The sequence below is a fragment of the Pseudazoarcus pumilus genome (assembly GCF_002872475.1).
GTDB lineage: Bacteria > Pseudomonadota > Gammaproteobacteria > Burkholderiales > Rhodocyclaceae > Pseudazoarcus > Pseudazoarcus pumilus.
On sequence record NZ_CP025682.1, the window covers coordinates 1,418,775 to 1,442,352 of the forward strand.

The 23,578-nt window shown below is 66.6% G+C and carries 21 protein-coding genes; 4 read left to right on the forward strand and 17 right to left on the reverse strand.

The window, feature by feature from the left end; genetic code table 11:
- The 5 genes from C0099_RS06840 to pmbA all read right to left on the reverse strand — a co-directional run bounded on the left by C0099_RS06840 (window position 1) and on the right by pmbA (window position 5,680).
- Entirely contained in the window at window positions 1–1,086 is a 1,086-nt protein-coding gene (locus tag C0099_RS06840) for a TRAP transporter substrate-binding protein (RefSeq protein WP_102246745.1), read from the reverse strand.
- 90 nt (window positions 1,087–1,176) lie between these two features.
- Window positions 1,177–1,818, reverse strand: coding sequence for a histidine phosphatase family protein (locus C0099_RS06845; protein ID WP_102246746.1), 642 nt, complete (start codon window positions 1,816–1,818; stop codon window positions 1,177–1,179).
- Window positions 1,819–1,854: 36 nt separating this feature from the next.
- Entirely contained in the window at window positions 1,855–3,606 is a 1,752-nt protein-coding gene (locus C0099_RS06850) for a TRAP transporter large permease (RefSeq protein ID WP_102246747.1), read from the reverse strand.
- Window positions 3,603–4,193 carry a TRAP transporter small permease subunit gene (locus C0099_RS06855; protein ID WP_102246748.1) on the reverse strand — a complete coding sequence of 197 codons (591 nt, stop codon included), beginning with the start codon at window positions 4,191–4,193 and terminating at the stop codon, window positions 3,603–3,605. The genes C0099_RS06850 and C0099_RS06855 overlap by 4 nt, the downstream gene beginning before the upstream one ends.
- 146 nt (window positions 4,194–4,339) lie before the next feature.
- Complete coding sequence (gene pmbA, locus C0099_RS06860) at window positions 4,340–5,680, reverse strand: metalloprotease PmbA (protein ID WP_102246749.1); 1,341 nt, start codon at window positions 5,678–5,680, stop codon at window positions 4,340–4,342.
- A gap of 61 nt (window positions 5,681–5,741) precedes the next feature.
- Between pmbA and yjgA the strand changes: the two genes are divergently transcribed.
- From yjgA to aroG, 3 genes are all read left to right on the forward strand, one after another.
- On the forward strand, window positions 5,742–6,311 hold the full coding sequence (yjgA, locus tag C0099_RS06865) for a ribosome biogenesis factor YjgA (RefSeq protein ID WP_102246750.1): 570 nt from the start codon (window positions 5,742–5,744) through the stop codon (window positions 6,309–6,311).
- Window positions 6,308–6,895, forward strand: coding sequence for a molybdopterin adenylyltransferase (gene mog, locus C0099_RS06870; RefSeq protein ID WP_102246751.1), 588 nt, complete (start codon window positions 6,308–6,310; stop codon window positions 6,893–6,895). Before yjgA ends, mog begins: the two co-directional genes overlap by 4 nt.
- Window positions 6,896–7,010: 115 nt before the next feature.
- A complete protein-coding gene (aroG, locus tag C0099_RS06875; protein ID WP_102248414.1) occupies window positions 7,011–8,096 on the forward strand; it encodes a 3-deoxy-7-phosphoheptulonate synthase AroG in 1,086 nt (361 codons plus the stop codon).
- A gap of 96 nt (window positions 8,097–8,192) precedes the next feature.
- On the opposite strand, the gene C0099_RS06880 is transcribed toward aroG, so the two are convergent.
- The 5 genes from C0099_RS06880 to C0099_RS06900 all read right to left on the reverse strand — a co-directional run bounded on the left by C0099_RS06880 (window position 8,193) and on the right by C0099_RS06900 (window position 14,152).
- Window positions 8,193–9,197: a TAXI family TRAP transporter solute-binding subunit gene (locus C0099_RS06880; RefSeq protein WP_102248415.1), complete on the reverse strand. Its 1,005-nt coding sequence runs from the start codon at window positions 9,195–9,197 to the stop codon at window positions 8,193–8,195.
- Between the two features lie 64 nt (window positions 9,198–9,261).
- Window positions 9,262–11,451 (reverse strand): TRAP transporter permease, encoded by a 2,190-nt coding sequence (locus C0099_RS06885; RefSeq protein WP_102246752.1) that lies wholly within the window; start codon window positions 11,449–11,451, stop codon window positions 9,262–9,264.
- Between the two features lie 119 nt (window positions 11,452–11,570).
- Window positions 11,571–12,122: a cob(I)yrinic acid a,c-diamide adenosyltransferase gene (locus tag C0099_RS06890; RefSeq protein WP_102246753.1), complete on the reverse strand. Its 552-nt coding sequence runs from the start codon at window positions 12,120–12,122 to the stop codon at window positions 11,571–11,573.
- Between the two features lie 54 nt (window positions 12,123–12,176).
- Window positions 12,177–13,463, reverse strand: coding sequence for a sensor histidine kinase (locus tag C0099_RS06895; RefSeq protein WP_102246754.1), 1,287 nt, complete (start codon window positions 13,461–13,463; stop codon window positions 12,177–12,179).
- A complete protein-coding gene (locus C0099_RS06900) occupies window positions 13,460–14,152 on the reverse strand; it encodes a response regulator transcription factor (protein WP_102246755.1) in 693 nt (230 codons plus the stop codon). Before C0099_RS06900 ends, C0099_RS06895 begins: the two co-directional genes overlap by 4 nt.
- Window positions 14,153–14,321: 169 nt before the next feature.
- Here C0099_RS06900 and alaS point away from each other — a divergent pair, with 169 nt between their 5' ends.
- The gene (alaS, locus tag C0099_RS06905; RefSeq protein WP_102246756.1) at window positions 14,322–16,943 is read left to right on the forward strand and encodes an alanine--tRNA ligase; all 2,622 of its coding nucleotides are present in this window, start codon (window positions 14,322–14,324) and stop codon (window positions 16,941–16,943) included.
- Between the two features lie 15 nt (window positions 16,944–16,958).
- Here alaS and C0099_RS06910 read toward each other — a convergent pair whose 3' ends face one another.
- The 7 genes from C0099_RS06910 to nqrF form a co-directional block, all read right to left on the reverse strand.
- Window positions 16,959–18,197 (reverse strand): EAL and HDOD domain-containing protein, encoded by a 1,239-nt coding sequence (locus C0099_RS06910; protein ID WP_228151670.1) that lies wholly within the window; start codon window positions 18,195–18,197, stop codon window positions 16,959–16,961.
- Between the two features lie 10 nt (window positions 18,198–18,207).
- A complete protein-coding gene (locus C0099_RS06915; protein ID WP_102246758.1) occupies window positions 18,208–19,599 on the reverse strand; it encodes a phosphomannomutase/phosphoglucomutase in 1,392 nt (463 codons plus the stop codon).
- Window positions 19,596–20,594, reverse strand: a complete 999-nt coding sequence (locus C0099_RS06920; protein WP_102246759.1) for a hydrolase — start codon at window positions 20,592–20,594, stop codon at window positions 19,596–19,598. The genes C0099_RS06915 and C0099_RS06920 overlap by 4 nt, the downstream gene beginning before the upstream one ends.
- Window positions 20,595–20,616: 22 nt before the next feature.
- Window positions 20,617–21,537: a branched-chain amino acid transaminase gene (locus C0099_RS06925; protein ID WP_102246760.1), complete on the reverse strand. Its 921-nt coding sequence runs from the start codon at window positions 21,535–21,537 to the stop codon at window positions 20,617–20,619.
- A gap of 140 nt (window positions 21,538–21,677) precedes the next feature.
- Window positions 21,678–22,073, reverse strand: a complete 396-nt coding sequence (locus tag C0099_RS06930; protein ID WP_102246761.1) for a CBS domain-containing protein — start codon at window positions 22,071–22,073, stop codon at window positions 21,678–21,680.
- Window positions 22,074–22,094: 21 nt separating this feature from the next.
- Complete coding sequence (gene nqrM / locus C0099_RS06935; protein WP_102246762.1) at window positions 22,095–22,292, reverse strand: (Na+)-NQR maturation NqrM; 198 nt, start codon at window positions 22,290–22,292, stop codon at window positions 22,095–22,097.
- A gap of 55 nt (window positions 22,293–22,347) precedes the next feature.
- Window positions 22,348–23,568 carry an NADH:ubiquinone reductase (Na(+)-transporting) subunit F gene (nqrF, locus tag C0099_RS06940; protein WP_102246763.1) on the reverse strand — a complete coding sequence of 407 codons (1,221 nt, stop codon included), beginning with the start codon at window positions 23,566–23,568 and terminating at the stop codon, window positions 22,348–22,350.
- Window positions 23,569–23,578: the final 10 nt, after the last annotated feature.

The following is a 23,578-nucleotide window of genomic DNA, read 5'->3' on the forward strand; positions in this document are numbered from 1 at the left end:
TCACAGGCGCATCGCGCCCATGTACTGGTTGTAGCTGCCCTCGGCGATGGGTTCCCACTGGTACTGCTCGGCGAGGAAACGTGCGTAGTCGCCGTAGATCTTGCGCCACTCCGGGTTCTTGTCGTTGAGTTCGGCGTAGACCTCGCGCGAGGCCTTGAACGCGGCGTCCATCACGTCGCGCGGCATGCGCGAGAGCTTCGCGCCTTCGGCGATGAGCTGCTTGAGGGCGGCCGGGTTGCGCGCGTCGTAGCGCGCCTGCATGTAGACGTGGGCGTCGCTCGCCGCCTGCTGCAGGATGGCCTTGTACTCGGGCGAGAGCGCATTCCAGGCCTTGGTGCCGACGTAGAGCGTGAGCTGCGCGCCGCCTTCCCACCAGGCCGGGAAATAGTAGTAGGGCGCGACGCGATACAGGCCCAGGCGCAGGTCGTCGTAGGGGCCGACGAATTCGGTGGCGTCGATCGTGCCCTTTTCCAGCGCCGAATACACCTCGCCGCCGGGGATGTTCTGCGGGAGTACGCCGAGGCGTTCGAGCACGCGCCCGCCGAAGCCGCCGATGCGCATGCGCAGGCCTTTCAGGTCGTCCGCCGACTTGATCGGGTTGCGGTACCAGCCGCCCATCTGTGCGCCGGTGTTGCCCATCGGGAAGTTGACGATGTCGTAGTTCGCGTAGAAGGCGCGCAGCAGCTCCAGGCCGTTGCCGTCATACATCCACGCCGTGTGCTGGCGCGAGTTCATGCCGAACGGGATGGTGCAGTCGAAGGCGAAGGTCTCGTCCTTGCCGAAGTAGTAGTAGGCCGCGGTGTGACCGCAATCGACCGTGCCGTTCTGGACCGCGTCGACGATGGAAAACGGCGGCACCAGCTCGCCGCCGGCATACACGCTGACCTGGAAACGGCCGTCGGTCGCGTCCGAGATGCTCTTGGCGAAGCGCTCGGCCGGTGCGTAGAGATTGTCGAGCGACTTCGGAAAGCTCGATGCGAGCCGCCAGCGCAGCACCTCCTGCGGACGGACGATGGCGGGGGCGGTGCCGGCGGCGAGGATGCCGGCGATGCCGGCGCCCTGCAGAAACTGTCGGCGCGATCTCATGGGTGGGGGTCTCCTCGTTGGCGCGGGTCACGGTCGTGGTGGTCGCCAAGGTTACCGCAGGCGTGCGTCATGAGAAAACGCCGTCCGCGCTCAGCTGCGCGGCATTTCGTCATGCGTGGCGTCCAGATGCCCGCGTTCGGCCCAGGACAGCAGCGCCCAGTTTCCGTCGCGGCGCTCGATCCAGTTCAGCGCGGCATTGGCGACGACGAAATCGCGAGGGGCGTCGATCGCCTTGCCGGTCGCCATTCGATGAGCGGCGTCGAGCACGCCGCCGTGGGTGATGACGAGCACGCGGCCACCGGCATGCTCCATCGCGATGCGCGTGAGCGCGTCGCGCACGCGCGCGGCGAGATCGGCCAGGCTCTCGCCGCCGTCGGGCAGGGCATGGTCCGGATCGCGTGCGACAAGCCGCGCATAGTCTTGCGGGAAGCGCTGCTCGGCTTGGGTATAGGTCAGGCCCTGAAAGACCCCGTAATGGCGCTCGCGCAGGGCTGCATCGGTGCGCACCGCGAGCGCCAGGCGACGTGCGACCGGTTCGGCGGTGGTGGTCGCGCGCGCGAGGTCGCTCGAGAACACCGCGTCGAAGGGCTGCGTGGCCAGCGTGGCGGCCAGCGCCTCGGCCTGGGCGCGACCGGTCCCGTTGAGTGGCAGGTCGAACTGGCCCTGCATGCGCCGTTCGGCGTTCCAGGCGGTCTCGCCGTGGCGGACCAGACAAAAGGTGGTGGTGGGCATCGGGTGTCCGGGCTGGCTGGAGAGGCTCATCTTCGCTCAATCCCATGCGCCCTTGCCACCCCAGGCGCCGGAGCCGGGCTCGGGCGCCGGTGTGCCCGGTGCGTCGTCGGCCGATGTGCCCCATCCGCCCGTATCCGTTCCCCAGTCTCCGCCCTCCGGCGCGATGCGGATGGTGTCCAGGTCGACCTCGACCCGGGCGTCCAGGTTGCCCGTGACCAGCCCGGGGAAGGCGATGAGCAGGCCCAGCAGCGTGATCTGGATCAGCACGAAGGCGATCGAGCCACAGTAGATCTGCGCAGTCGAGATGCCTTCGATGCGCCGTCGCGTGACGCGGTCGATGAAGGCCTGGGTCGGTGCGACGCTGCGCAGGTAGAACAGCGCGAAGCCGAACGGCGGCGTCAGGAACGAAGTCTGCAGGTTGATCGCGATCATGATGCCGAACCACACCAGGTCGATGCCGAGCTTGTCGGCGATGGGCGCGAGTAGCGGGATCAGGATGAAGGCGATCTCGAAGAAATCGAGGAAGAAGCCGAGAAAGAAGATCACCAGGTTCACGAAGATCAGGAATCCCACCTGGCCGCCCGGCAGGTGGTCGAACAGATGCTCGACCCATTCCTTGCCGTCGATCGCCGTGAAGGTGAAGCTGAACACGGTCGCGCCGATCAGGATGATCATCACGAATACCGACAGCCGTGTGGTCGATTCCAGCGCCTCGCGCAGGCGCAGCCAGCTCAGGCGACGGCGCGCCAGCGCCATCGCCAGTGCGCCGATCGCGCCCATCGCGCCGCCCTCGGTGGGTGTGGCCACGCCGATGAAGATGGTGCCGAGCACCAGAAAGATCAGCGCCAGCGGCGGAATCAGCACGAACACCACGCGCTCGGCCAGCGTCGACAGCAGTCCCAGACGCAGCGCGCGATTGGCCAGCGCCATCGCGAGCGCGAGCAGGGTCGCGACCGACAGCGCGACGACGACCGTTTCGTCGGTCGCTGGCGGGCGCTCGCGCGAAAACAGCGCGCTGGCGATATCGACGTAGAAGTGGGCGAAGGCGAACCCGACTGTCGCCAGCAGCGTCATCAGAAGGGTCAGCGAACGCATCCCCGAGGCGCCGCCCGGCTCGCGGTAGATGCGTGCCTCGGGCGGCAGCGCCGGTGCCTGCCTGGGCGCGAAGATCGACAGCGCCACGACGTAGGCCGTGTACATGCCGATCAGCAGAAAGGCCGGCACGAAGGCGCCCTTGTACATGTCGCCGACGCTGCGACCGAGTTGATCCGCGAGCACGATGAGCACGATGGACGGCGGCAGTGCCTGCGCGAGCGTGCCCGAGGCGGTGATCACGCCGGTGGCCAGGGGGCGCGAATAGCCGTAGCGCAACATGATGGGCAGCGAGATCAGGCCCATCGAGATCACCGAGGCGGCGACCACGCCGGTGGTCGCGGCGAGCAGGGCGCCGACGAAGATCACCGCCAGCGCGAGTCCGCCGCGCACCGGGCCGAACACCTGGCCGACCGTCTCGAGCAGGTCCTCGGCCATGCCGGAACGCTCGAGGATCAATCCCATCAGCGTGAAGAAGGGGATCGCCAGCAGCGTCTCGTTCTGCATGATGCCGAACACGCGCAGGGGCAGGGCCTGGAACATCGCGCCGGGCAACAGCCCCAGCTCGATGCCGATGAAGCCGAAGAACAGGCCGCAGGCGGCCAGCGAAAAGGCCACCGGAAAGCCAGAGAGCAGGAACAGCACGACCACCCCGAACATGATCGGGGCGAGGTTGGCGGAGACGAACTCGATCACCGGTCGCCCCCGTCGTTCAGATTCTGCGGAATCGGTGCGACCTTGGCGGCCGCCTCATGCCGGCCCGCGGCCAAGGGATCGGGAATCACCCCCCTGAGGCAGGCGACACGCTTGATCAACTCGGAGACCGACTGCAGGGCGAGCAGTCCGAAGCCGGCCGGCAAGAGGGCGTAGACGGGCCAGCGGATCAGCCCGCCGGCGTTGGACGAGACCTCGCCGGACGTGAACGCGCGCAGCACGATGGGCAGCGAGAAGTCAATCATGAACCAGCACAGCGGCAGCAGGAAGACGACGATACCGACGATGTCGATGAGCATGCGCACGCGCGTCGGGAAACGCCCGGCCAGCACGTCGATGCGGACGTGGCCGTTGTTCAGGAAGGTCGCCGCGGCGCCGAGCATGAAGGCGGCGGCGAACAGATACCACTGGATCTCGAGCATGGCGTTCGAGCCGATGGCCAGCGTCTTGCGGGCGATGGCGTTGCCGGCGCTGATCAGCGCGGCGGCGAAAAGCAGCCAGACTACCGCGCGACCCACCAGCGTAGTGGCGCGATCGATCAGCCCGGACAGTCTCAACAGGAATCCCATGCGGTTTTCCTTGCGTGCGCGAACGGTTTCGGAACGAACATGAAAAGGGCCGTCCGCGCCCCGGGAGCGGACGGCCCGCGGGCCGCAGTTTACCGCGTACGGCCGGCGTGCACGCTCGGCCGTGATGCTTCAGCCAGAGCGTGGCTTCAGCTGCCGGCGACCTTCATGCGATCGATCAGCACCGAGCCGCAGCGCTTGGCGCCGCGCGCGAGTGCGTCATCGCCGACGGCGACGATGCCGCGGAACATGTCGCGCAGGTTGCCGGCGATCGTGACTTCCTCGACCGCGTGGCGGATCTCGCCGTCCTCGACCCAGTAGCCGGCCGCACCGCGCGAGTAATCCCCGGTGACGTAATTGACGCCCTGGCCGAGCAGTTCGGTCACGACCAGGCCGCGACCCATGCGGCGCACCAGCGCGTCGAAGGATTCGTCACCGCCGCGCATCACCAGATGGTGCGAGCCACCGGCGTTGCCGGTGGTCTGCATGCCGAGCTTGCGTGCCGAGTAACTCGACAGGAAGTAGCCCTGCAGCACGCCGGCCGCTACCACCTCGCGCTCGTGCGTGGCCACGCCTTCGCTGTCGAACGGGCTCGCGCCGAAGACCTTGGGCTCGAAGGGACGCTCGGCGATCGACACCACCGGCGAGAACACCGGTTCGCCAAGCGAGTCGAGCAGAAAGCTCGAACGCCGGTACAGCGCGCCGCCGGACACCGCATGCGTGAAGTTGCCCAGCAGCGTCACCGCCACCGGCGCCTCGAACAGCACCGGCACCTCGCAGGTATTGATCTTGCGCGCCCCCAGCCGGCGGATGGCCCGCTCACCAGCGCGCCGGCCGATGTTCTCGACCGAATCGAGATCGGTGGCGTCGCGACGCGAGTCGTACCAGTGCTCGCGCTGCATTCCGTCACCCTTGCCGGCGATGACCGAGCACGACGCGCTGTGGCGTGAGCTCGGATAACCGCCGACGAAGCCCAGACTGTTGGCCATCACGAAGTGTGCCTGCTGCGTCGACACACTCGCCCCCTCCGAATTGGAGATCTGCGGGCCGGCATCCCAGGCGGCCTGCTCACAGCGGTGGGCCAGCGCGATCGCGTCCTCCACGGTCAGTGCCCACGGATAGTGCAGGCGCGGATCGGCCCAGTCGCGCGCGAGCAGCGCCTCGTCGGGCAGGCCGGCGGCCGGGTCGGGCGCGGTGAAGCGCGCGATCGACAGCGCCGCTTCGACCGTCGAGCGCAGGGCCGCGTCCGAGAAGTCCGAGCTGCTCGCGTGACCGCGGCACTGCTCCAGATAGACGGTGATGCCGACACCCTTGTCGCGATTGTGCTCGAGCGTGTCGACCTCGCCCTTGCGTACGCTGGCGGTCAGCCCGAAGCCCTCCGACGCCTGCGCCTCGCAGGCGTCGGCGCCGAGTTCGCGGGCCAGCGTGACCAGCCGGGCGGCGATCTCGTGCAGTCGTTCGGAAGATTGGGAGAAACCGTTGTGGGACATGGGGGAGAGCACCTCCTTCGAAACGCTATAATCTTAACCTTTTCCAGTCGAGCTGCCCCGCATGAGCGCTGCACCGCAAGACCACCACGCACGGCCCGACGACGGAGACGATGTCGACGCGCGTCCCAGCAAGAGCGCAAGGAAGCGCGAGATGCACGCCCTTCAGGCGATCGGCGAGGAGCTCGTCGCGCTCTCGTCGGACAAGCTCGCGCGCCTGGAGATGCCCGATGAACTGCGCGCGGCCGTGATGGATGCGCGACGCTTCAACAAGCACGAGGCGCGTCGCCGGCAGATGCAGTACATCGGCCGCTTGATGCGTGATGTGGATTCCGAACCGTTGCGTGCGGCACTCGACGCCTTCAACGGCGTGTCCAAGGAGGAAGTGGCGCGCCATCACCGCCTCGAGCGTCTGCGCGAGGACTTTCTCGGCGACGAGCAGGTGGCCGGACGCATCGTCGCGCAGTGGCCTGCGGCCGACCTGCAGCACCTGCGCGCACTGCGTCGCAAGGCGCTGCGCGAGCGCGAGCAGGACAAGCCGCCGCGCGCCTACCGCGAACTGTTCCGCGTGCTGCGCGACCTGGACGACGTGCGGGCGGCCGAAGACGAACCCACGAATACGGAGAATTCATGAGCGAACACATCACTATCGGGCTGGTTTCGATCAGCGACCGTGCTTCCGACGGCACTTACGAAGACCAGGGCATTCCGGCCCTGCGCGAGTGGCTGGGCCGCGCACTGACCTCGCCGTGGACGGCCGAGACGCGACTGATCCCCGATGAGCGCCCGGTGATCGAGGCAACGCTCAAGGAACTGGCCGACAACAAGGACTGTTCGCTGATTCTGACCACCGGCGGCACCGGGCCGGCGCCGCGCGATGTCACTCCGGAGGCGACGCTGGCGGTCGCCGACAAGGAGATGCCCGGCTTCGGAGAGGAGATGCGCCGCATCAGCCTGAACTTCGTGCCCACCGCCATTTTGTCGCGTCAGGTCGCGGTGGTGCGCGGCAAGGCGCTGATCGTGAACCTGCCCGGCCAGCCGCGCGCGATCCGCGAGACGCTCGAAGGCCTGCGGGATGCCGAAGGCACGGTGAGCCATGTCGGCGTGTTCGCGGCGATTCCCTACTGCATCGACCTGATCGGCGGCCCCTATGTCGAGGCCGACGAGGCGGTGATCAAGGTCTTCCGCCCCAAGCACGCGCTGCGCCCCAGGAACTGATCGGCGCATGCCCGCCGTCCCGTCCGACCGTGTTGCGCTGCGGCGCACCGTCTCGCCGCATGGGCGCTTTCGGGGTTAGAATCGGGGGCTTCCCGATCTTGTTTTGGTGCACAAAATGTCCGCATCGCCCAGTCATCCCATCGACGACACGCGCATTCAGGAAATCAAGGAGCTGGTGCCGCCCGCGCACGTGCTGCGCGAGTTCCCGGCGACCGACACCGCCGCGCGCACCGCCTACGAGGCGCGTCAGGGCATCCACCGCATCATTCATGGCGCCGACGACCGGCTGCTGGTGGTCGTCGGGCCGTGTTCCATCCACGACCCGGATGCCGCGCTCGAGTACGCGCGTCGCCTCAAGGCCGAGGCCGACCGGCTGTCCGATGACCTGCTCATTGTCATGCGCGTGTATTTCGAGAAGCCGCGTACCACGGTGGGCTGGAAGGGGCTGATCAACGACCCCTTCCTCGACAACAGCTTCCGCATCAACGACGGTCTGCGCATCGCGCGCAAGCTGCTGTGGGAGATCAACGAGACGGGCTTGCCGGCCGGTACCGAATTCCTCGACATGATCACGCCGCAATACGTCGCCGATCTGATCTCCTGGGGCGCGATCGGCGCGCGCACCACCGAGAGCCAGGTGCACCGCGAGCTGGCTTCCGGCCTGTCCTGTCCGGTGGGTTTCAAGAACGGCACGGACGGCAACGTCAAGATCGCCGTCGACGCGATCAAGGCCGCGCAGTCGCCGCACCATTTCCTGTCCGTGACCAAGGCCGGTCATTCGGCCATCGTGTCGACGCGCGGCAACGAAGACTGCCACGTCATCCTGCGTGGCGGTGCCAAGGCGCCCAACTACGACGCAGCCAGCGTGGACGCGGCCTGTCGTGATCTCGCCGCGGCCGGCGTGCCGGCCAAGGTGATGGTCGATTGCTCCCACGCCAACAGCCGCAAGCAGCACGCGCTGCAGATCGAGGTCGCGCGCGATGTCGCCGACCAGTTGTCTGCCGGTGAGGAGCGCATCATCGGTCTGATGATCGAATCGCACCTCAAGGAGGGGCGTCAGGATCTCGTGCCGGAGAAGGCGCTGGAGTTCGGGCGCAGCATCACCGACGCATGCATCGGCTGGGAAGACACCGTGCCTGTGCTCGATGCGCTGGCCGAAGGCGTGCGCAACCGCCGCATCCGCCGCGCGTCGGAGGAATGATCCGCGGCGCGCTTGTCGCGCGTGAACCGAAAAAAAGCCCGACCTCGCGGTCGGGCTTTTTGCTTGCGGTGAGCGGGGCAGGACCCCGCAACGCGCTCAGGGCTTCTGGTCGTCGTTGAGGGTCAGGCCCTTTTCCATCCAGAACTTGGCCGCGCCGGCATGCACCGGGGTCACGACACCGAACAGCGCGTTCTCGACCACCATGGTCTTGGCGGCCTTGGACACCGAGTGCATGTACTTGAGACCGTCGTCGGAATAGATGTTCGAGACGAACTTGTACATGTCCTCTTCCGAGACGTGGCGACCGGCGGTCCACAGCGCCGAATCCGAGATCGAGTGCACGTCGTAGTCGACGCCCGGATAGGTGCCGGCCGGGATGGTCGTCTTGGAGTAGTACGGGTGCTCGGTCGGCAGCGTGCCCTTCTGCGCTGCGTCCCACACCTGCAGCAGACGAACGTCATAGCTGGTGGCGGCCTGGATCACCGAGGCGTTGGGGAAGCCGGCGAAGACCCACAGCGCGTCGATCTGCTTGTCGCCCAGCGCCGAGGCGCCCTGCGAGTAGCCGATGAACGACGGCTTGATCTTGTCCCACATGTCCAGGCTGGTGAAGAAGCGCTGCGCCGAGGCGGCCGCACCGGAACCGGCCGGACCGACTGCGACCTGCAGGCCGGCGAGTTCGGACACTTCCTTGATGCCGGAATCCTCGCGCACGATCAGGTGACCGGGCGCGCCGTACAGGTGCGCGACCACGTGCACGTTGCGGTACTTGTTGGTGTCGTTGGTCAGGCGGCCGTTGCGGCCCAGGTAGAGGTCACCCGAATAGGTGATGCCGAAGTCGGCGTCGCGCGAATTGACGCGGCGCAGGTTCTCCACCGAACCGGCGGACACCATGTTGGAGACCTCGACGCCGTCGATGTTGCGCGACAGCAGGGTGGCGATGCCGTTGGAGAAGTACTGGAAGGTGCCGCCATCCGGGCCGCCGGAAAAGCCCAGGCGGGTGGTCTGCGCGTCGGCGGCCGGCGACGCGGTCAGCGTCACGGCTGCCACGGCCGCGACGGCGAAGCTGCCGAGCGTGGCCGGGAGTTTGAACAGTCTGGTCATCATATCGAGGGTCTCCTCTTGGTTGTGTGTGCTACGGGGTTGAACGATTGCGAGCGCATGCGGCTCAGGTGGTGGCGGGGCGCACCGGCTGGGCATCACGCTGCAGCCACCACACCAGCGCGACGAGTACGACACCGATTGCGTCGGTGACGAAACCCGGCCAGTACAGCAGGAAGGTCGCGGCGGCGAGCACGATCCATTCGTGCATGCGCGTGCCACGGCGCAGGAAGCCCATCGCGAGCGCCCCGAAGGCGATGGTGCCCAGCGTCGCCGAGAAGTACGCGGTGAAGATCTGGAAACCCGAGCCCTGAAGCAGGATGCCCGGCACATAGGCGAACAGCACCGGTGTGACGTAGAGCATCTTCGCGAACTTGAACGAAGTCCATCCGGTCTTCCACGGATCCGAGCCGGCAATGGCCGCGCCGGCGTAGGCTGCAACGCACACCGGCGGCGTGATGTTGGAGTCCTGCGACAGCCAGTAGACGATCATGTGCGCAGCGATCGCAGCCACGCCGTATTCGCCCAGGGCCGGCACGGCGAGCACCGCGATGATCAGGTAGGAGGCGGTGACCGGCACGCCCATGCCGAGCACCAGCGACGCCACCGCGATCAGGAAGATCGCCAGAATCAGGCTGTCCCCGGCCATCTGGATGATCAGGTCGGAGAATTTCAACCCCATGCCGGTGAGCGAGATGGTGCCCACGATGATGCCGATCACGCCGACCGTGGCACCGATGATCAGCGTGTTGCGCGCGCCGGTCTGGATCGCCTGCCAGATCTCGCGTGGCCCCATGCGCGTGTCTTTGTGCACCCAGCTCACCGCGATGCACGAGAGCGTGGCCCAGAAGGCCGCGTTGCCCGGCGAGCGCCCCATCATCATCAGCACGGTAATGATCACCAGCGGCATGGCGTAGAACCAGCCGTGCTTGAGCACCTTGATCCAGTGCGGGATCTCTTCGCCGGCGATGCCGATCAGGCCCTGGCGCTTGGCCTCGAAATGCACCATGCAGAACACGCCCAGGAAGTACAGCAGCGCCGGTCCCAGCGCGTAGAGCATGATCTGCGTATAGGGCAGGCCGGTCAGTTCGGCCATCACGAAACCGCCCGCGCCCATGATGGGCGGCAGGAAGGCGCCACCGATCGACGCAGCCGGTTCGATCGCGCCGGCCACATGCGGCTGGAATCCGGCGCGCTTCATCATCGGAATGGTGAACGCACCGGACGAGACGGTGTTGGCGATCGCGCTGCCGGACACGGAACCGAACAGCGCCGACGAGATCACGGCAACCTTGGCCGGGCCGCCGGTGGAGCGACCGGCGACGGCCAGCGGCAAGTCGATGAAGAACTTGCCGGCACCGGACTTTTGCAGGAAGGCGCCGAAGAAAATGAACAGAATCACGTAGGTCGCCAGCACGCCCGCCATCACGCCGAACACGCCGTTGGTGGTGATGAACAGCGAGATCGCCAGGCGATCGAAGGAGAAGCCGCGGTGCGCGAACAGTTCTGGCAGATAGGGGCCGAACAGGCCGAACGCGATCGCACCGATGCCCACCAGCGTGATCGACCAGCCGAGCACGCGGCGGCACACTTCGAGCGAAATCAGCACGCCGATCACGCCGACCAGCCGATCGAGTTGATTTTCGGCGCCGGCACGGTAGTTGAGTGCCTCGAATTGACTGATCCAGTAGGCGATGCACACGATCGCCGCGATCGCGAGAATGACGTCACTGACGGTGGGTGATTGCGAATAACGCACGGCAAGCCAGCGGTCGACCGGGATCAGCAGCGCGATGATCGGCAGCGCGATCACGAAGGGCACCCAAAGCAGGCCGAAATCCTGCTCCCAGGCCCGGGCGAAGCCGTCGTAGATCCAGGTCTCGCGGAAAAAGGTGATCTGGTCCCAGAACGCGAAGGGAGATTCGAACACCAGATAGCACGAGGCGAGCACCGCCAGCAGGGTACCGGAGAACGCCGACATCGAGGCCAGTGCCGAGCGGCTGCCGGCCGGGTAGAGCAGGAACACCAGGATGTACGTGATCAACACGTACACGCCGAGGTGGTATTCGGTGGGCAGTGCCTGGAAGCCCGCGCCGTAGAAGTAGATCAGCACCAGCGCGGCGCTCAGCGCGGCGATCAGCCACTGCCAAGGGCCGGTCGGTCGGCGTTCGGTCTTGGCCTCCTTCTCGAGGAGTTCCTTGACCTTGTTGCGCTGCTCTTCGTCGAGCGACTCGAGCGACTTGTCGTCGTCCGCCATGAAATCTCCACCGATGCGTTCTGCCCGTGTTGGCGTACACGGGCGGTTGATGCCGGGAGAATAGGGCCGGCGCCGGAACAGCGGCTATTGTGGATAGTACGGACTGTGTGTGCGCAGGCTCAGGCGTTGCGGCCTTTCTGCCACAGAACGTCGCCGCGTCCGGCATGACGGTTGAGTTCGCGGCCGAGTACGAAGAGCAGGTCGGACAGCCGGTTCAGGTAACGACGTGGGGGGGCGTTGACGTCCTCGCTCTCGGCCAGCGCGACGAGCACGCGCTCGGCCCGCCGGCATACGGTGCGCGCCTGGTGCGCGAGCGCGGCCGCACGTGTGCCGCCGGGAAGGATGAAGTCCTTGAGCGGTTCCAGCCCTTCGTTGATACGGTCGAGTTCGCGCTCGAGGCGCTCGACGTGGCCCTCGCCGATCAGCGCCATGCCGGGGATGCAAAGCTCGCCGCCCAGATCGAACAGGTCGTGCTGCACGCCGGTGAGCAGCGCGTCGATGTCCTCGGGCAGCGTCTCGCACAGCAGCAGGCCGATCGCGGCGTTGAGTTCGTCCACCTCGCCCATCGCGTGCACGCGCAGGCTGTTTTTGAGAACGCGCGCACCGTCGCCCAGGCCGGTGGTGCCGGCGTCGCCGGTACGCGTGTAGATCTTGCTCAGGCGGTTGCCCATCGAGTTCTCCGGTTTATCGTCGGTGCTCGGCCAAGATGGCGCGACTGCGTCCGATTATAGGCCTTCGGTGGGAGGCTCCGTGCCCCAGTCCAGTTCGAACACGGTGCCCAGCGGCGTCCGGTCCAGAACGCGGTAGCGCCAGCCCAGCCGCTCGCAGATCAGCCGTACGATGAACAGTCCCAGGCCGTCCTCGGGCAGCTGACGAGACGATTGCGGCGCGGATAGCCGCTCGCGTACGTGCGCGGGCAGGCCGCCGCCATCATCGCTCACCGTCAGCTGGCTGGCAGCAATGTCGACGCGCACCTGACCGCGCGTGTGTCGCACCGCGTTCTGCACGAGATTGCGCAGCAGCATGCGCACCAGCGCCGGATCGGCGCGCACTCGTGCCGACCCGGCGCTGTGACTGCAGACGATGCGACCGGCGGCGCCGGGCACGCTGGCTTCGATCTCCGCGATCACGTGCTGAACACAGGCGGTCAGATCGGCGGTTTCGGATTCGGGGCTGTCGGAGCGGCGTGCGAGTGCGAGCAGGGCGGTGACATCGCTCTGCATCTCGTTGGCGGCGAGCCGGATGCGTTCGAGCGTGCGCCGGTCGGCCTCGCCAGTGGCGCCGCGTCGCTCGATCACGTCGAGCGCGCCCGCGATCACGGCCAGCGGCGTGCGCAGTTCGTGGCTGGCCAGGCTCACCAGCGACTTCTCGCGTCTGATGTAGGCGTCGAGGGCTTCGAGCATGCGGTTGAGCGTGGCCACGATCTCGGACAGTTCGCGTTCCGCGTACTCGCCGTGGAGGCGATCGATCGCCGTGCCGGGCTCGATACGGCGGATCTCGCGCGTCAGTTCGCGCAGCGGGCGCAGCACGCGTGCCGTGCCGTGGCGCGCGAGCAGCAGCCCGAGCAGCAGCATCACGGTGCATAGCAGGGCGATCGCCCACTGCATGAAGTCCTCGCGGTCCTCGAGCAGGGTGATGTCCTGCGCGATGTAGAGCACCCCGGGTGGGTCGGTCGCGCGTTCGACCGAGATCAGCCAGCTCTTGTCGCCATCGGCGACCTCGGCCGAGAACGGAACCGGCCTGTCGGACAGCAGGGGCGGCAGTTCCGCGGTCTGCCCATCGGGCACGTAGATCGCCGTGAGCAGCGCCGAATGCCACCGGCGAACCTCGGCGCCATCGATGCGCCGTTCGAGAAAGGCACGTTCCTCGGCCAGTTCGAGACTGAGGATGGTGTCCTCCACGTCCTCGTAGATGTACTCGACTGCGATCAGCGTGACGAGTACGTTGATCGCCCCGATCGCGAAGATGGTGAGGAAGATGTGTCGTGCGAGCGAGCTTTGGCGGGGCTTCATGGCGCGTCGGGCGGTTCGACCAGGCGGTAGCCACGACCGTGCACGGTGTCGACCAGGGAGGCGCCGAAGGCCGCATCCAGGGTGCGGCGCAGCACGTAGATGTGAGTACGCAAGGTGTGTGGGTCGCCGTCGTCCGTGCCCCAGATGGCGGTCGACAGCGCCTCGTGCGTGACGATGCGCGGATGCTCGCGTACCAGTCGCTCGAAGATGCGCGCGGCCGTGCCGCCGAGCATCACTTCGCCGCGCCCCGCGACGCGTGCGATCAGCGTGTCCGGGTCGAAGCTCACACGGCCTGCATGCAGCACGCCGTCGCGCCCGCCGGTATCTCGGCGGGCGAGCGCGTCGATGCGCAGCTGCAGTTCGCGCAAGGCGAACGGCTTGACCAGATAGTCGTCGCCACCGACGCCGAAGCCTTCCTCCTTGTCGTTGAGCTGGCCGCGTGCGGTCATGAAAATCACGGGCACCTTGCTGCGCAGATCCTCGCGGATGCGACGGCAGATCTCGAAACCGGACACCGCGGGCAGCATCACGTCGAGCACCACGACGTCGTACTGCTGCGTGGCGAGCAGGTGCAGCGCGGTCAGGCCGTCGGCCGCGAAATCCAGCGTGTAGTCGGCCGCATCGAAGAATTCTTCGAGGTTTGCTGCCAGTGCGGACTGGTCTTCGACGATGAGTACGCGGGTGGGCATGGGCGGGGCGCTCGGATGGCTTGTCGCAAGCCTAGCGCAGTGTGTCTCAAGATGGTGTCAAACGCGTCTTGCGTGACGCGCATGAAAGTCCCGGAAGCCTTGCTCATGCTAGACTTGTACGTTTCCCAGCAACTTCCCGAACAGCACGTTCGCTAGGCCAGATCACGCCATGAAAAGCGCCGAAATCCGCCAGAAATTCCTCGACTTCTTCGCCTCAAAGGGGCATCAGATCGTCGCCTCGAGTTCGCTCGTGCCGCACGACGACCCGACCCTGCTGTTCACGAATGCGGGGATGAACCAGTTCAAGGACGTCTTTCTCGGCTTCGACAAGCGGCCCTACACGCGCGCGGCGACCTCGCAGAAATGCGTGCGCGCCGGCGGCAAGCACAACGACCTGGAAAACGTCGGCTACACCGCGCGCCACCACACCTTCTTCGAGATGCTGGGCAACTTCAGCTTCGGCGACTACTTCAAGCGCGATGCGATTCACTACGCCTGGGAACTGCTGACCGAAGTCTTCAAGCTGCCGACGGACCGCCTGTGGGTCACCGTATATGCCGAGGACGACGAGGCCTACGACATCTGGACGCAGGAGGTCGGCGTGCCGGCGGAGCGGGTGATCCGCATCGGTGACAACAAGGGCGCGCGCTACGCCTCGGACAACTTCTGGATGATGGGCGACACCGGCCCCTGCGGGCCGTGCACCGAGATCTTCTTCGACCACGGCGAGCACATCTGGGGCGGCCCGCCGGGCTCGCCCGAGGAAGATGGCGACCGCTACATCGAGATCTGGAACAACGTCTTCATGCAGTACAACCGCGACGACAAGGGCGTGCTGCATCCGCTTCCCAAGCCGAGCGTGGATACCGGCATGGGTCTGGAGCGCATCTCGGCGGTGCTGCAGGACGTGCATGCCAACTACGAGATCGACCTGTTCCGCACGCTGATCGCCGCGGCCGCACGCGAGACTTCGGATGCCGACATGGATTCGCCCTCGCTCAAGGTGCTGGCCGACCACATCCGCGCCTGTGCCTTCCTGATCGCCGACGGCGTGATTCCGGGCAACGAGGGGCGCGGCTACGTGCTGCGTCGCATCATCCGCCGCGCCATCCGCCACGGCTGGAAGCTCGGCGCGCGCGGCCCGTTCTTCCACCGCATGGTGGCCGATCTGGTGAGCGAGATGGGCGAGGCCTATGCGGAACTCAAGGAAGGCCAGCGCCGCATCACCGACGTGCTGCGTCAGGAGGAGGAGCGCTTCTTCGCCACCATCGAGAACGGCATGGCCATCGTCGAGGGCGAACTCGACGCCATCGCCAAGGCCGGCGGTAACACCTTCAACGGCGAGACCGCGTTCAAGCTGCACGACACCTACGGTTTTCCGCTCGATCTGACCGCCGACATCTGCCGCGAGCGCGGCGTGTCGGTGGATGCCGAGGCCTTCGACGCCGCCATGGCACGCCAGAAGGCGCAGGCGCGTGCGGCGGGCAAGTTCCGCATGGCCGCCGCGCTCGAATACGCCGGCCCGGAGACGCATTTCCACGGTTATGAGAGCCTGGAGGAGCAGGGCAAGGTGCTGGCACTGTACCGCGACGGCAGCGAGGTCCAGGAATTGAACGAGGGCGAGTTTGGCGTGATCGTGCTCGACGAGACGCCGTTCTACGCCGAGTCGGGCGGCCAGGTCGGTGACCGCGGCGAGCTGCGCGGCGGTGCGGGCATCTTCGCGGTCGAGGACACGCAGAAGATCCAGGCCGCGGTGTTCGGCCACCACGGCATCGTCACCACCGGGCGCATCGTCAAGGGTCAGGCCGTGACGGCGCGCGTGGATTTCGACGCGCGCGCGGCCACCGCGCGCAACCACTCGGTCACGCACATCATGCACAAGGCGCTGCGCGAGGTGCTCGGGCCGCATGTGCAGCAGAAGGGCTCGCTGGTGGACCCGGACAAGACGCGCTTCGACTTCACCCACAACGCGCCGGTCACGGCCGACGAGATCCGCCAGATCGAGGAGATCGTCAACCGCGAGATCCTTGCAAACACCGCAACCCAGGCCGACATCATGGAACTGGAGGCGGCGCAGAAGTCGGGCGCGGTGATGCTCTTCGGCGAGAAGTACGCCGACGAGGTGCGCGTGCTGACCATCGGTACCTCCAAGGAGTTGTGCGGCGGCACGCATGTGGCGCGCACCGGCGACATCGGCCTGTTCAAGATCGTATCCGAGGGTGGGGTGGCCGCCGGCATCCGCCGCGTCGAGGCGATCACCGGCGAGAACGCGCTGCGCTACCTGCAGGAGCAGGAGCGCCGCGTGGCCGGCCTGTCGGCGGCGATGAAGGTGCAGCCCGATGAAGTCGTTTCGCGCGTGGCCGGCATCATCGACAACGTGCGCGCGCTGGAGAAGGAGATCGCGCGCCTGAAGTCCAAGCTGGCCTCCAGCCAGGGCGACGACCTGGCCGGCAAGGCGGTCGAGGTCGGCGGGATCAAGGTGCTGGCGGCGACGCTGGAAGGCGCCGACGTGCCGACGCTGCGCGAGGCCATGGACAAGCTCAAGGACAAGCTCGGTTCGGCAGCCATCGTGCTGGCTTCGGCCGGTGACGGCAAGGTCAGCCTGATCGCGGGTGTCACGGCTGATCTGACCGCGAAAGTGAAGGCCGGCGAGTTGGTCAACATGGTCGCCCAGCAGGTTGGCGGCAAGGGCGGTGGGCGCCCCGACATGGCGCAGGCCGGCGGCAGCGAACCGGAAAAGCTGCCGCAGGCGCTGGCTTCGGTCGCGGGCTGGGTCGACAGCAAGCTCTGAGCGGGCGCGGCCCGCTCAGGCCGCCTCGTCTTCGAGGCGGTTGCTCCAGGCCAGGGCTTCCGTCTGGGCCCGGTTGAAGGTATCCAGGTCCAGCCCCAGCGCGGCCAGCCGGCTGGTGACACCGGCCAGATCATCGGCCTCGGCCGCCTCGGCCAGATCGAGCATGACCCCGAGTGGACCGACGCGCAGGCACAGTGCGTCACCGACCGCGTCGGGCAGGTTCAGCGGCACGATGATCTCGTCCATCGGAATGCCGAAGGCCACCGGCATCATCGACATCACGCCGCACATGAAGCCCTGATCCGCGAGTGCGGCGTTCTGCGGTGCGAGCTCGGTCGCCAGCAGCTCGAGCAGGCGGCCGCGTGCAGCGGCCGTGGCGAGCAGCGGATTGCCGCCGCCTTCCTCGCCGCTGGAGGCGAAGATCAGCAGTTGCAGCCAGCGCATGAGCTGACGCCGTCCGAGCATCGTGATGGCGTGGCGCAGCGAGGTGATCTTGACCGCGACGCCGGTGCTGGCCGAGTTGATCATGCGCAGCATCTTGAGCACCAGCCCTGGTTCGCGCTTGAGCTCGTTCTCCAGTTCGGGGGTATCCGCGTCGCCGATGGCCAGGCTCAGCAGGCGCACCAGCGAGAGCTTGCCATAGTCGACGCGGCGCCCGGCGATCACCGAGGGGCGCGCGAAGTAGTAGCCCTGGAAAAGCGTGAAGCCGAGTTCGCGGCACATTTGCATGCGCTCGCGCGACTCGACCTTCTCGGCGAGCAGCTGCTTTCCCAGCGGACGCAGTTCGTCGGCGATGCGTGCGACTTCGGCGTCGCTGAGCGGCGCAATGTCCACCTTGACGATGTCGGCCAGGTCGACCAGCGGGCCGTAGCTGGGGCGAATCTGTGTGACGTCGTCGAGCGCCAGCGTATAGCCGGCCGCGCGCAGTTCGCGGCAGCGCGCGACGACTTCCTCGGTGGCCGGTACGGTTTCGAGGATTTCCAGCACCACGGCGTGCGGGGGCAGCAGCTCGAGCGTGTCGCTGAACAGGAACCCTTCGTCGACGTTGATGAAGCCGCGCCGGTCGCCCAGTGCGGTCTCGACGCCGAGTTCGTTGAAGGTGTTGACGATGACCGTGGCCGTCATCCGCACGTTGTCGCCGGCTTCGGCGAAGCCCACATGGCCGCTGCGGAACAGCAGTTCATAGGCGAACAGTCGCTGGCGCAGGTCGAGAATGGGCTGGCGTCCGAGGAATACGTCGGAAGAGTCTTTCACGCGATTTCCGTCAGATGGGCAGTTCGATGCCGGGCCAGACGTCCTGCAAGGCACTGCGGAACACCGATTGTATACGGGCCAGCGCGCCATGGTCGTCGGCCTCGAAGCGCAAAACGACGACCGGTGTGGTATTTGACGCACGCGCGAGTCCAAATCCGTCGGCGTACTCGACGCGCAGGCCGTCGAGCCGAACGATACGCTCGGCGCCCGCGAACGCGGCGTGCTCGCGCAGGCGCTCGACCAGGGCGAAGGGCTCGCCCTCGTTCATGGCGATATTGAGTTCGGGGGTGCTGACCGCCTCTGGCAGCGCGCGCAGCACGGCCCCCGCATCGGCGTGGCGCGAGAGGATTTCCAGCAGGCGTGCGGCGGCATACAGGCCGTCGTCGAAGCCGTACCAGCGCTCCTTGAAGAATACGTGGCCGCTCATCTCGCCGGCGAGCGCCGCGCCGCTCTCGGCCAGCTTGCCCTTGATCAGTGCGTGCCCGGTCTTCCACATCGTGGGTGTGCCGCCATGCTCGCGAATCCACGGGTCGAGCAGACGCGTGCATTTGACGTCGTAGATGATCTCGGCGCCGGGAACGCGTGCGAGCACGTCGGCGGCGAAGAGCATGAGCTGGCGGTCCGGGTAGATGATGTGTCCGCCGCGCGTGACCACGCCGAGGCGGTCGCCGTCTCCGTCGAAGGCCAGGCCGAGTTCGGCGTCCGAGTCACGCAGTGCGCCGATGACGTCCTGCAGGTTCTCCGGTTTCGACGGATCGGGGTGATGGTTCGGGAAGTTGCCGTCGACCTCGCAGAACAACTCGACCAGTTCGCAACCCAGCACCTGCAGCAGGCGCGGCGCCACTGCGCCGGCGATGCCGTTGCCGCAATCGACGACAATCTTCATCGGCCGTGCGAGCTTGACGTCGGAGACGATTCGCTCGACGTAGGCGTCGACGACGTCGACGCGTGTCAGTTGCCCGGCGCCGTGCGCGAGATCGCCTTCGACGATGCGCCGGCGCAGATCGGCGATCTGCGCGCCGTGCAGCGTCTCGCCGCCGAGCACCAGCTTGAGGCCGTTGTACTCGGGCGGGTTGTGGCTGCCGGTGACGCTGACGCATGAGGTGGTGCGCAGGTGGTGGGCAGCGAAGTAGGCCAGCGGCGTGGGCACCGCGCCGATGTCGATCACATCGATGCCGGACGCGCGAATGCCGTCGGCCAGGGCTCCTGCCAGTTCCGGGCCGGAGAGGCGCCCGTCGCGACCCACCGCGATCGAGCCCTGACCGCGTGCCACTGCTTCCGAACCGAGCGCATGGCCGATCGCGCGCACGCTCTCAGGGGTGAGGGTGCGACCCACGACGCCGCGAATGTCGTAGGCCTTGAAGATTTCCGGGGCGGGAACGGGATAGGGCTTGTGTGTCATCGGTGAGCGCTGTCGTTGTGGTTCGAGTGCGATTGCCGCGGGTTTTCGGCGAGAAAGTCCAGCAGCGTTTCGGGGAGCCAGTCGAGATGTCCTGGCCAGCGACCCGCGACGAAGCCGACATGACCACCTGCGGCGAGATGATCGTGACGCACGGCGGCGGACAGCTCGCTTGCGGCGGGCAGGGCGTCGGTCGGCACGAATGGGTCATTGGCCGCCGTGAGCAGCAGTGTGGGCACGCAGACGTGTCTCAGCCACGGACGGCTGGAGGCGCGTGTCCAGTAGTCGTCGGCGTCGCGAAATCCATGGGCAGGGGCGGTATACACGTCGTCGAACTGACGCAGGGTGGTTGCGCGCAGCATGCGTTCACGGTCGAACAGATGCGGCTCGAGTTCGAGCTTGGCCAGTGCCTTGGGTTTGAGGCTGGCGAGGAAGTGACGCGCATAGACGCGATTGAAGCCGCGCGCGAGGGCGTCGCCCGACACCGTGAGATCCAAGGGCGGGCACACCGCGACGGCGGCGGCAAGTCGCTCGCGGGCGCGCTCGCCGCGTTCGCCCAGCCATTTGAGCAGGGCGTTGCCGCCCAGCGAGACGCCGACCGCGAACAGCGGTGCGGCCCCTGCCTCGCTTCGCAGGCGTGCGAGCATCCAGTCGATCTCGTCGCTGTCACCGGAGTGATAGGCTCGGGCCATGCGGTTGGGCTCGCCGGAGCAGCCGCGAAAGTGCGCCACGACCGCGCGCCAGCCGCGTGCCGAGGCAGCGCGCAGCAGGCTGCGTGAGTAGTGTGAGTGGCTCGAGCCCTCCAGGCCATGAAACAGCACGAGCAGCGGGGCGTCGGCCGGTGCGTGGGCGAGCCAGTCGAAGTCCACGAAGTCCCCGTCGGGGGTGGCCACACGCTCACGCCGCAGGGGCGGCAAGGCACGCTTGCGCGCGAGCGGCCAGATCGTCTGCAGGTGGGCGCCGGGCAGCCACCAGGGCGGGAGGTAGCGCGCGTTCATCGGATGCGCGCGGGTTTGGCGCTCAGACGTGGGTCAGCCACTCGGCGTATGCGGGTGCCCGGCCGTTGACCACGTCGAAGTAGCGCGACTGGATCTTCTCGGTGATGGGGCCGCGCGTGCCGCTGCCGATGACGCGGTCGTCGAGCTCGCGTATGGGCGTGACTTCGGCCGCCGTGCCGGTGAAGAAGGCTTCGTCGGCGATGTACAGGTCGTCGCGCGTCAGCCGGCGGGACTCGATCTCGTAGCCGAACTCGCGTGCGATGCGGATCACCGAGTCACGGGTGATGCCGGTCAGCGCCGAGGCGATCTCCGGTTCGAAGATGCGCCCGTCCTTGATCACGAACAGGTTCTCGCCCGCGCCTTCTGCGACGAATCCCTGGGTGTCGAGCAGCAGCGCTTCGTCGTAGCCCTGAGCGGTGACCTCGAGGTTGGCGAGGATGGAGTTGGCGTAGGTGCTGGAGACCTTGGCGCGCGCCATCGTCACGTTCACGTGCTGGCGCTGGTAGGACGAGGTCTTCACGCGGATGCCGTGCTGGATGCCCTCGTCGCCCAGATACGCGCCCCAGGGCCAGGCTGCGATGGATACGTGCACGGTCGCGCCGCGCGTCGAGATGCCCATCTTTTCCGAACCGTAGAAGGCGATCGGGCGCAGGTAACATGATTCGAGTTTGTTGGCGCGAACCACCTCGCACTGCGCGGCCATCAACTCATCGAGCGAGTAGGGGATGGTCATCTGGTAGATCTTGGCCGAGTTGAGCAGGCGCTGGGTATGCTCGCGCAGGCGGAAGATCGCCGGGCCGCCGTCCGTCTTGTACGCGCGCACGCCTTCGAACACCGCCAGGCCGTAGTGCAGGGAGTGGGTCAGGACGTGGGTGGTCGCATCCCGCCACGGAACGAGTTTTCCGTCGTACCAGATGAAACCGTCACGGTCGGCCATGGACATCTTCGAGTTCTCCAGCGAGTGCGCCGGTGGTACCGGCAGAAAAACGCTGATTCTAGCGCAAACGCGACCACCGTTGCCGGTGGCGTGGACATGAAAAAAGCCGGCCAGCGGCCGGCTTCGGATTCAGTGTCGCGGGAGGCTCACCACAGCTTCTCGAGCGCACGCAGGACGTCGCGACGCGACAGCTGACCGACCAGGCGACCGTTCTCCACGACCGGATAGCAGCGGATCGCGCTGCCGACGAACATTTCGGCCGCTTCCATGAGCGAGGATTCCGGCTCGAGCGTGATCACGTTGGGCGACATCAGCTCGCTGACGCGACCGCCGCGTTCTTCGTGATAGGACGCGTTCAGCGAGGTCTTGATGCAGTCCTTCTCGGACAGGAAGCCGACCACGCGGCCCATGTTGTCGATGACCGGCGCGCCGGTCATCTCGTGCTTGAGCAGCAGGTGGATGGCGTCGAGGATTTCCGTATCCGGCTTGAAGGCCAGCGGATCCCCGGACATGTAGTCCTTGACGAGCAGCGACTTGAGCATGGCTCTCCCTTTCGCGTTGTTCTAGTGTTGATGTTCTTCGGCCTGCGCACGCGCCTCGCGCTTGGGACAGGGCTTGTCGCAGCCGGCAACGCATTCGACGTTGAATTTCCCGAGGCCACCACAGCTTCCCGCGATCGGCTTGCGCCCGGCGAGTACGCCGACAGCCATGGCGAGGACGGCGAGTGTCATGATCAGGAAGGTGACGATGTAAATGGTCATTTGGCCTCCATAGGGGGTGTGCGCCGGCCCGGCACGGGGCCGGGCCGGAAGAACCTCAGCCGCCGAAGTCGTCCAGCAGGATGTTCTCGCGTTCCACACCCAGGTCGAGCAGCATCTGGATGACTGCCGCGTTCATCATCGGGGGACCGCACATGTAGTACTCGCAGTCTTCCGGCGCCGGATGGTCCTTGAGATAGTTCTCGTAGAGGACATTGTGGATGAAGCCGGTATAGCCTTTCCACTCGTCTTCGGGCAGCGGGTCCGACAGTGCGACATGCCATTCGAAGTTTTCGTTCTCGGCGGCGAGGGTGTCGAAGTCGTTGACGTAGAACATCTCGCGCTTGGAGCGTGCACCGTACCAGAATGTGATCTTGCGATCGGTCTTGATGCGGCCAAGCTGATCGAAGATGTGCGAGCGCATCGGCGCCATGCCCGCGCCACCGCCGATGAATACCATTTCGGCATCGGTGTCGCGCGCGAAGAACTCGCCGAACGGGCCGGAGATGGTGACCTTGTCACCTTCCTTGAGGCCGAAGATGTAGGACGACATCTTGCCCGGCGGCACGCCTTCGGCCCGCGGCGGCGGGGTGGCGATCCGCACGTTGAGCATGATGATGCCCTTCTCTTCGGGGTAGTTCGCCATCGAGTAGGCGCGCGTGACTTCCTCGTCCACCTTGGACTTGTACTGCCACACGTTGTAGCGGTCCCAGTCGTCGCGGAAGCGCTCCTCGATGATGAAGTCCTTGAAGTCGACCTGGTGCGGTGGCGCTTCGATCTGGATGTAGCCACCGGCGCGGAAGTCGACATTCTCGCCTTCGGGCAGTTCGAGGATGAGTTCCTTGATGAAGGTCGCGACGTTGTGGTTGGAGCGCACCGTGCACTCCCACTTCTTGACGCCGAAGACTTCTTCGGGCACCTCGATCTTCATGTCCTGCTTGACGGCGACCTGGCAGGCCAGGCGTTCGCCCTCGCGCGCCTGGCGCTTGTTGATGTGGCCGGTCTCGGTCGGGAGGATGGCACCGCCACCCTCGAAGACCTTGACCTTGCACTGGGCGCAGGTGCCGCCGCCGCCGCAGGCCGAGCCGACGAACAACTGGGCGTTGGCCAGCGCGCCGAGCAGCTTGCCGCCGACCGGTACTTCGATCGTCTTCTCGTTGTTGATGTTGATCTTCACGTTGCCCGTCGCCACCAGCTTCGAGCGTGCCGCGAGAATCACGTACACCAGGATGATGACGATCGCGACGAAAAAGAAGACACCGAGAATGATTTCAGTCATGTGCGTTTAC